Origin of the sequence: Micromonospora sp. NPDC002575 (genome assembly GCF_042889525.1) — a bacterium.
Lineage (GTDB): Bacteria > Actinomycetota > Actinomycetes > Mycobacteriales > Micromonosporaceae > Micromonospora > Micromonospora carbonacea.
The window spans coordinates 472,813-479,871 of sequence record NZ_JBIARA010000002.1 but is presented as its reverse complement, the minus strand read 5'-3'; the positions used below and the strand labels follow the sequence as shown (position 1 = coordinate 479,871).

Genomic DNA, 7,059 nt, shown 5'->3' with positions numbered 1-7,059 from the left:
GCGTCAAGAAGGTCACCCTTGAGATGCTCACCCTCGCCCGCGAGCTGGGCTCGCCTGCCGCGGTCGTGCTCGGCGGCCCCGGCGCGGCCGAGGCGCTAAGCGGGAAGCTGGGCGAGTACGGGGCGGAGAAGATCTACGCCGCCGAGAGCGAGGAGATCGACGGCTACCTGGTGGCCCCGAAGGCCACCGTGCTGGCCGGCCTCGTCGGGCGGGTGCAGCCGGCCGCCGTGCTGCTGGCTTCTTCTCAGGAGGGCAAGGAGATCGCCGCCCGGTTGGCGGTCAAGCTGGACAACGGCATCCTGACCGATGTGGTCGCCCTCGCGGCGGACGGCACTGCCACGCAGGTCGCGTTCGCCGGCTCGGCCATCGTCAGGTCGAAGGTCACCAAGGGCCTGCCGCTGGTGACCGTGCGGCCGAACTCGCTGACCCCGGCCCCGGCCCCCGCCACGCCCGCCGTCGAGCGGCTCACCGTGACGGTGGGCGACGCCGACAAGCTGGCCAGGGTCGTCGACCGGGTCGCCGAGCAGAAGGGCTCCCGTCCCGAGCTGACCGAGGCGTCCGTGGTCGTCTCCGGCGGTCGCGGTGTCGGCAACGCCGACAACTTCAAGCTGGTCGAGGAGTTGGCCGACCTGCTCGGCGGGGCCGTCGGGGCGTCCCGGGCGGCCGTGGACTCGGGTTTCTATCCGCACCAGTTCCAGGTGGGGCAGACGGGTAAGACGGTCTCCCCGCAGCTCTACGTGGCGTTGGGTATTTCCGGGGCGATCCAGCACCGGGCTGGCATGCAGACCTCGAAGACCATCGTCGCGGTGAACAAGGACGGCGAGGCCCCGATCTTCGAGCTGGCCGACTTCGGCGTGGTGGGCGACCTGTTCAAGGTCGTGCCGCAGGCCGCCGAGGAGATCCGCAAGCGCAAGTGAGCCACCCCCGGGGCGACCCGGGCGAGACGCCGAAGGGGGCCACCCGGGATCGGGTGGCCCCCCTTCGCGCGAATGTCGACGGGGAGCTGACCGGCGGGCCAACGTGTTCACCGCCCCGGCGGGTCACGCGGCCAGCGCGTCGTTAACAAGGGGCCCTTCCTTGCAAGCCGGGGGCGGAGTGATCCGATCCCGGGTCGGGTACGTACTGCCTGGCGGGGACCGTGAAAGGGGAGCACATGCCGGGTTCGGAGCATGACGCGTACCGCCGTCCGAGGGCCGCCCCTCCGGTGCCCGCACCGGTCGTCGAGGTGACCGGGGATCCCGTCCCGGAGCCGCCCGCCCCGGCCTGGCCACGCGGCGTACGGCTCATGGCCGCCGCTGCGGTGGTGGTGCTGGCGTTGGGCGCCGGTGCGGTGGCGGTGACCCTGGCCAACCCCGACCGGTTGGGGGTGGCGTTCTCCGGCGGCAGGCCGGACGTCGGGTCGACCGTGCCGCTGGCGGCCGAGCCCGGCGGCGGTGGAGCCTCGGCCGACGGGCGGGTGCTCACCGCGCCCCTGGCGGGGCGCGCCCGGGCAAGCTTCGAGCTGGTCGACGGGCTGACCACGTTCGACCTGCGGTTCGACGACCTCGGCGAGGACCTGTACCGGATCGCCAGCCCCGCCGACGGCGGGGTGGAGCCCCGGCCGGAGCTGGCCGGGGACCGGCTGCGGGTGGGGATGGCACCGAGCGGCCGGCGCGGCCCGGGCGTCGCGGAGGTCGTGCTGAACTCCCGGGTCACCTGGCGGCTGCGGCTGGCCGGCGGGGTGACCGAGCAGGTGCTGGACCTGACCCGGGGGCGGCTCGCCGGGCTGGAGCTGGCCGCCGGGGCCACCCGCGTCGACCTGCGCCTGCCCCGGGCCGTCGGCACGCTGACGGTGCGCCTGACCGGCGGGGTGAACCAGTTGGTGGTCCGGGTGCCCGGCGCGCTGCCGACCCGGGTCCGGGCGGGTGCCGGCGCCGGCGCGGTCACCGTCTACGGCCGGCATCGCCAGGGGGTGGCGGCCGGCGCGCTGACCGGCTCGCCGGACTGGGACCGCCGGGTCGACCGGGTGTACGTCGACATGGCCGCCGGGGCCAACACGGTGACCGTCGAGGGGGCCTGAGCGTACAGTCGGGCGGTGGATCGTACGGAATCTCTGCCGGCGCAGACCCGCCCGCCGGGCGTGGCGCCCGCCGACCCGGGCAGCGTGCTGCTGCCGGGTCACGACGTGCCGCTCGGCCGCTACACGACGGTGCGCCGGCTGCTGCCGCAGCGCCAGCGGCGGATGGTCGGGGCCTGGTGCTTCGTCGACCACTTCGGCCCGGACGACGTCGCGCAGCGCCCCGGCATGGAGGTGCCGCCCCACCCGCACACGGGCCTGCAGACGGTGACCTGGCTGCTCGACGGGGAGATCGTGCACCGGGACAGCCTCGGCAACGTGCAGCCGATCCGCCCGGGGCAGCTCAACGTGATGACCTCTGGTCACGGCATCGCGCACTCGGAGCGGTCGCCGGCGGCGCATCCGCCGGTGATGCACGGCGTGCAGTTGTGGGTGGCCCTGCCGGACCCGGCGCGGGCCGGCGGGCCGGGCTTCGCCCACCACGAGGACCTGCCGGTGTGGCGCGACGGGGACACCGACGTCACGCTGCTGGTCGGCGAGCTCGGCGGGGAACGCTCCCCGGCCGTGGCGCACACCCCGCTGCTCGGCGCGCAGCTCACCGCCCGCGGCGCGACGCCGGCCCGGCTGCCGCTGCGCCGCGACTTCGAGTACGCGCTGCTGGCCATGTCCGGCTCCGCCGAGGTGGGTGACGTGTCGGTGACGCCGGGGGCGCTGCTCTACCTCGGCCTGGGGCGGGAGAGCCTGACCGTCGCCGCCGCCCCGGGCAGCCGCCTGCTGCTGCTCGGCGGCGAGCCGTTCGAGGAGCCGCTGGTGATGTGGTGGAACTTCGTCGGCCGGTCGCACGAGGAGATCGCCGCGGCCCGCGAGGACTGGGCGGCCGGCCGCCGCTTCGGGGTGGTGGCGGACGACGCGGCCCCGCCGCTGCCGGCACCCGCGTTGCCGACCACCCGGCTGCTGGCCCGCACCCGGCACGGCGAGATCCTGCGCTGAGCCGCCAGCCCCCGCCACGGGGGCACCGGGCGGCGGTCGCCAGGCGTGTCCGGCGGCGACGCGGGTAGTCGCCGGCATGCCGACCACCACGATCTCCAGCACCGCGGACAAGAAGCGCCTGGCACGCCGCCTGGCGGGCGACGGGCGCGGCTTCGCCGAGCAGTACGGCTTCCGGGTCACCAACAACCCGTCCAGCCTGTTCCAGCTGCTCACCCTGTCGGTCCTGCTCGCCCGCCGGGGTGACTTCCGGCGCGCCGTCGCCGCCGCGGAGGCGCTGCGCGACTCTGGCTGGGACAGCGCCGCCCGGCTGGCCCGGTCGCTGCACGCCGACCGGGTGCGCGTGTTGCGCGAGGCCGGGTTGCGCGGCGACGTCGATGCGCTCGCCGAGGGCCTCGGCGATCTGGCCCGTACGGTCGTGGAGCGCTACCGGGGCGACCTGCGCCGGTTGCGCGGCGCGGCCCACCACGACCCGGCCGCCGAGCGGACGATGCTGTCCGCCCTGCCGGGCGTCGACGCCGAGGCGGTGGAGCTGTTCCTGCGCGAGGCGCAGGCGTTGTGGCGGGAGGTGGCCCCGGTGGCGGACAGGCGGGCGCTGGCGGCGGCCCGCCGCCTCGGGCTGGGCCGGTCGCCGGCCGACCTGGCCGTCCTGGCGGGCGGCGGCGAGTCGGAGCGGCTCGCCTGGCTGGTCGGCGCGCTCGCCCGGGTGGACCTGGAGCAGCGGTACGCCGAGCTCACCTGAGGTGCGCTGGCCCACAGTTTTCCGCAAAACTGACCGTTCGGATGATGGCGCGGCTATGATGATCTCGGCAGTTGACTCCCGTCCTCATCGGTTGGGAGTGGCCGCCCGGCGGTGCGGTCCGGTTCGGGCCGCGTTCACCGCCGGGGCACAGGTTCTGCGTGGCGCCCCGGGTCGCGGTTCGCGGCCCGGGGCGCCCGTCTGTCGCGGCTGCCCACTCAGCCGGCCAAGCCCACCACCAGGTTCACCGTCGCGGCGATGATGACCGCCCCGAACAGGTACGACAACAGCGAGTGCCGCAGCACGGTGGTACGCATCTCGTTGCTGGTCAGGTTGGTGTCGGAGACCTGGAAGGTCATCCCCACGGTGAACGCCAGGTAGGCGAAGTCCGAGTAGCGGGGCCGTTCCCGCTGGTGGAACATCACCCCGCCGTCCGGCCCCGAGTAGTAGATGCGCGCATACCGGGCGGTGTGCACGGTGTGCACCACCAGCCAGGACAGCAGCACGCTCACCACGCCCAGCCCGCCGTACGCGTCGCGGCCCGGCCCCGGCGGCGCGCTGTGCGCGTACAGCAGCACGACCGCCACCGCCAGCAGGCTGGCCAGGCAGGCGATCAGCAGCAGCACGTCGCGCACGGCGCGGCTCGGGTCCTCCCGGCCGGCGAGCCGGGCGGTGCTGTCGCCGTCCAGCGGCCACAGCGTGCGCCACACCAGCACCAGCCAGCTCAGCGCCGCCGCGTCCCAGCCGACGAGGGGGCCGAGTCGTGGCGGGCCGACGAGCGCGAACAGGCCACCGGCCAGCAGCCCGACCAGCCCCATCACGAGCAGCTGCGCCACCGCCGGGAGGTGCCCGTCCACGCGCCGCACCGGCCGCGTACCCACTCGCCCGCGTCGCCGGCCTGTGGTCAGATGCGCCGCAGGTGCTGCGCGACCCGGGTGTGCGGTTCCCGGGCCTGCGCCGCCCGCTGCGCCGGGCCGGCCTCGGGGGCCGCCTCGATGCCGGCGGACCGGGCCACCTCGGCGCCGTTGGCGTAGTCCACGGGGGGCAGGGCCCGCAGCGCGCGCAGCACGTCCGGCGGGGCGCCCTCCCGTTCCGCCTCTCGGACCACGTCGGCCTTGTCCGCCGGGTAGTCGAGGCTGGACAGGTACTGCAGGACGTCGTCGTAGCTCGCCATGGGTGCGCTCCTCGTCGCCGCGATCGGGGTTCCCGACCGGCCGCGGTTACCCACCGTGCGGCCACCCACGCCCGCGCGGGGCCCGCGATCGACGTGGCCGGGCCGTTTCCACCCCCGCCCGGCGGGTACGCGACCCTCCTCCTGCGGGCACGCGACCGCCCGAGGCAGCGGAAGGAGCGCCGTCATGAACTACGACACCTTCGTCGACCAGGTGGCCCTGCGGGCGCGGGTCCCCGGCGACCGGGCCGTCGAGCTGACCCGGGCCACGCTGGAGACGCTCGCCGAGCGGTTGACCGGCGGCGAGGTGCTCGACCTCGCGGCGCAGCTACCGAGGCCGTTGCAACTGGTCCTGCGGCCTAGCCCGGACACCGAGGCCGCCGACCGGTTCGGCGCGGCCGAGTTCGTCGCCCGGGTCGGCCAGCGGGCCGGGCTCGACGAGCGGGCCGCCCGGGAGGCCGTCCGGGCGGTGTTCACCACGCTGCGCGAGGCGGTGACCGGCGGGGAGTTCGACGACATCGTGGTGCAGATGCCGCGCGACTACCGGGACATGGTGGAGCCGGCGCTCGCGCCGGGCGCGGCGGTCCCGCGCCGGCCCTGACCGGCCGGCGTGGCTGTTGGGAGGAGCTGTTAGGAGGGGTCCCCTGTACAACAGAATGCGTTAACAGGGGGCCCTTCCTTGCACCTCAGGCGACCGCGGCGGCGGCGCGCAGGGCGGCGATCCGCTCGGCGGTGAAGCCGGCCTCGGTCAGGATCTCGTCGGTGTGCTCGCCGGGGTGCGGGGGCGGCCGGCGCAGGGCCGTCGGCGTGCCGGAGAACCGGGGCGCCGGGGCCGGCTGGGTCGCCCCGGCGTGCTCCACGAACACGCGCCGGGCCGCCAGGTGCGGATGCTGTGGGGCCTCCCGCCAGTCGAGCACCGGCGCGACGCAGGCGTCGGAGTCCCCGAGCAGGGCCGTCCACTCGTCGCGGGTGCGGGTGCGGAACAGCCGGGCCCACGCGGCCCGCAGGGCCGGCCAGTTCGCCGGGTCGGCGCGCTCCGGCGCGTCGTCGCCGGGCAGCGGGAACCCGGTGCGGCGGACCAGCTCGTCGTAGAAGCGGGGCTCCAGGGCGCCGACCGCGAGGTGCCGGCCGTCGGCGCACTCGTACGTGTCGTAGAACGGCGCGCCGCCGTCGAGCAGGTTCACCCCGCGCGGGTCGCGCCACCTGCCGACCCCGCGCAGCGAGTGGATCATTGTGGAGAGCACCGACACGCCGTCCACGATGGCCGCGTCGACGACCTGGCCCGGCGCGCCGGCGCGGACGGCGTACAGGGCGGCGACGACGCCCAGGGCCAGCATCATCCCGCCGCCGCCGAAGTCGCCGAGCAGGTTCATCGGCGGCACCGGGCGTTCCCCGGCCCGGCCGATGCCGTGCAGCGCCCCGGTCAGCGCCAGGTAGTCGATGTCGTGCCCGGCGTACGGGGCCAGCGGGCCGTCCTGCCCCCAGCCGGTCATCCGCCCGTAGACCAGGCGGGGGTTGGCCGCGAGGCAGTCGGCGGGGCCGAGGCCCAGCCGTTCGGTCACCCCGGGGCGGAAGCCCTCGATGAGCGCGTCCGCGCCGCCGACGAGGGCCTGCGCCGCCTCCCGGCCCCCGGCCGACTTGAGGTCCACGGCGACGGAGCGGCGGCCCCGGTTGAGCAGGTCCGGGTGCGGCGTGCCGAAGGCGGCCGGGTCGACGTCGGTGGCCCGGTCCACCCGGATGACGTCGGCACCCAGGTCGGCCAGCATCATCGCGGCGAACGGGCCGGGCCCGATGCCGGCCAGCTCGACCACCCGTATCCCGGTGAGCGGGCCGGCCGGGCCGGCGGCCGTGTGGTCCGCGCCGGGGTGGTTCGCGTGCTCGCTCACCGGGACACCATAGGCGCGGGCGGGCGTCCCGGGACAGGCCGGGACGGACCGCCAGAGCCACGGGGGCATCACCCCTGGTGACGGGCCGGTGTCGGCTTGGCGAGTCGCCCGGGGCTGGCCTAACCTGGTCCCACGAGGGGAGTACTTCCCACGAACCATTCCGGTCAGTACGGCGTGCCCGGGGCGCGCCTCGGGTGGTTGCCCACGCCGATCGTGGGTG

The 7,059-nt window shown here is 75.8% G+C and carries 8 protein-coding genes; 5 read left to right on the top strand and 3 right to left on the bottom strand.

Going from position 1 to position 7,059, the window contains the following annotated elements:
- The 4 genes from ACFYWL_RS05615 to ACFYWL_RS05600 all read left to right on the top strand — a co-directional run.
- On the top strand, positions 1 to 917 hold a 917-nt coding region (locus ACFYWL_RS05615; RefSeq protein WP_386967748.1), incomplete at its 5' end, for an electron transfer flavoprotein subunit alpha/FixB family protein.
- Positions 918 to 1,204: 287 nt separating this feature from the next.
- Positions 1,205 to 2,059, top strand: coding sequence for a hypothetical protein (locus tag ACFYWL_RS05610; RefSeq protein ID WP_386967746.1), 855 nt, complete (start codon positions 1,205 to 1,207; stop codon positions 2,057 to 2,059).
- 15 nt (positions 2,060 to 2,074) lie between these two features.
- On the top strand, positions 2,075 to 3,046 hold the full coding sequence (locus ACFYWL_RS05605; RefSeq protein ID WP_386967744.1) for a pirin family protein: 972 nt from the start codon (positions 2,075 to 2,077) through the stop codon (positions 3,044 to 3,046).
- Positions 3,047 to 3,122: 76 nt separating this feature from the next.
- A complete protein-coding gene (locus tag ACFYWL_RS05600) occupies positions 3,123 to 3,785 on the top strand; it encodes a hypothetical protein (protein WP_386967742.1) in 663 nt (220 codons plus the stop codon).
- Positions 3,786 to 4,000: 215 nt separating this feature from the next.
- Here ACFYWL_RS05600 and ACFYWL_RS05595 read toward each other — a convergent pair whose 3' ends face one another.
- Together ACFYWL_RS05595 and ACFYWL_RS05590 are read right to left on the bottom strand one after the other, a co-directional pair.
- Positions 4,001 to 4,639, bottom strand: coding sequence for a DUF1345 domain-containing protein (locus ACFYWL_RS05595; RefSeq protein WP_386967741.1), 639 nt, complete (start codon positions 4,637 to 4,639; stop codon positions 4,001 to 4,003).
- 47 nt (positions 4,640 to 4,686) lie between these two features.
- Positions 4,687 to 4,956, bottom strand: a complete 270-nt coding sequence (locus tag ACFYWL_RS05590) for a DUF2795 domain-containing protein (RefSeq protein ID WP_386967738.1) — start codon at positions 4,954 to 4,956, stop codon at positions 4,687 to 4,689.
- Positions 4,957 to 5,140: 184 nt separating this feature from the next.
- On the opposite strand from ACFYWL_RS05590, the gene ACFYWL_RS05585 reads away from it, so the two are divergent.
- Positions 5,141 to 5,554, top strand: a complete 414-nt coding sequence (locus ACFYWL_RS05585) for a DUF2267 domain-containing protein (RefSeq protein WP_386967736.1) — start codon at positions 5,141 to 5,143, stop codon at positions 5,552 to 5,554.
- Between the two features lie 85 nt (positions 5,555 to 5,639).
- On the opposite strand, the gene ACFYWL_RS05580 is transcribed toward ACFYWL_RS05585, so the two are convergent.
- Complete coding sequence (locus ACFYWL_RS05580; protein WP_386967733.1) at positions 5,640 to 6,839, bottom strand: CaiB/BaiF CoA transferase family protein; 1,200 nt, start codon at positions 6,837 to 6,839, stop codon at positions 5,640 to 5,642.
- Positions 6,840 to 7,059 lie beyond the last annotated feature (220 nt).

What these genes read in the sequence shown, in the direction of transcription:
- ACFYWL_RS05600 (WP_386967742.1), top strand. Translation starts at nt 3,123, where the DNA reads ATGCCGACCACCACGATCTCCAGCACCGCGGACAAGAAGCGCCTGGCA.
- ACFYWL_RS05590 (WP_386967738.1), bottom strand. Translation starts at nt 4,956, where the DNA reads ATGGCGAGCTACGACGACGTCCTGCAGTACCTGTCCAGCCTCGACTAC.
- ACFYWL_RS05585 (WP_386967736.1), top strand. Translation starts at nt 5,141, where the DNA reads ATGAACTACGACACCTTCGTCGACCAGGTGGCCCTGCGGGCGCGGGTC.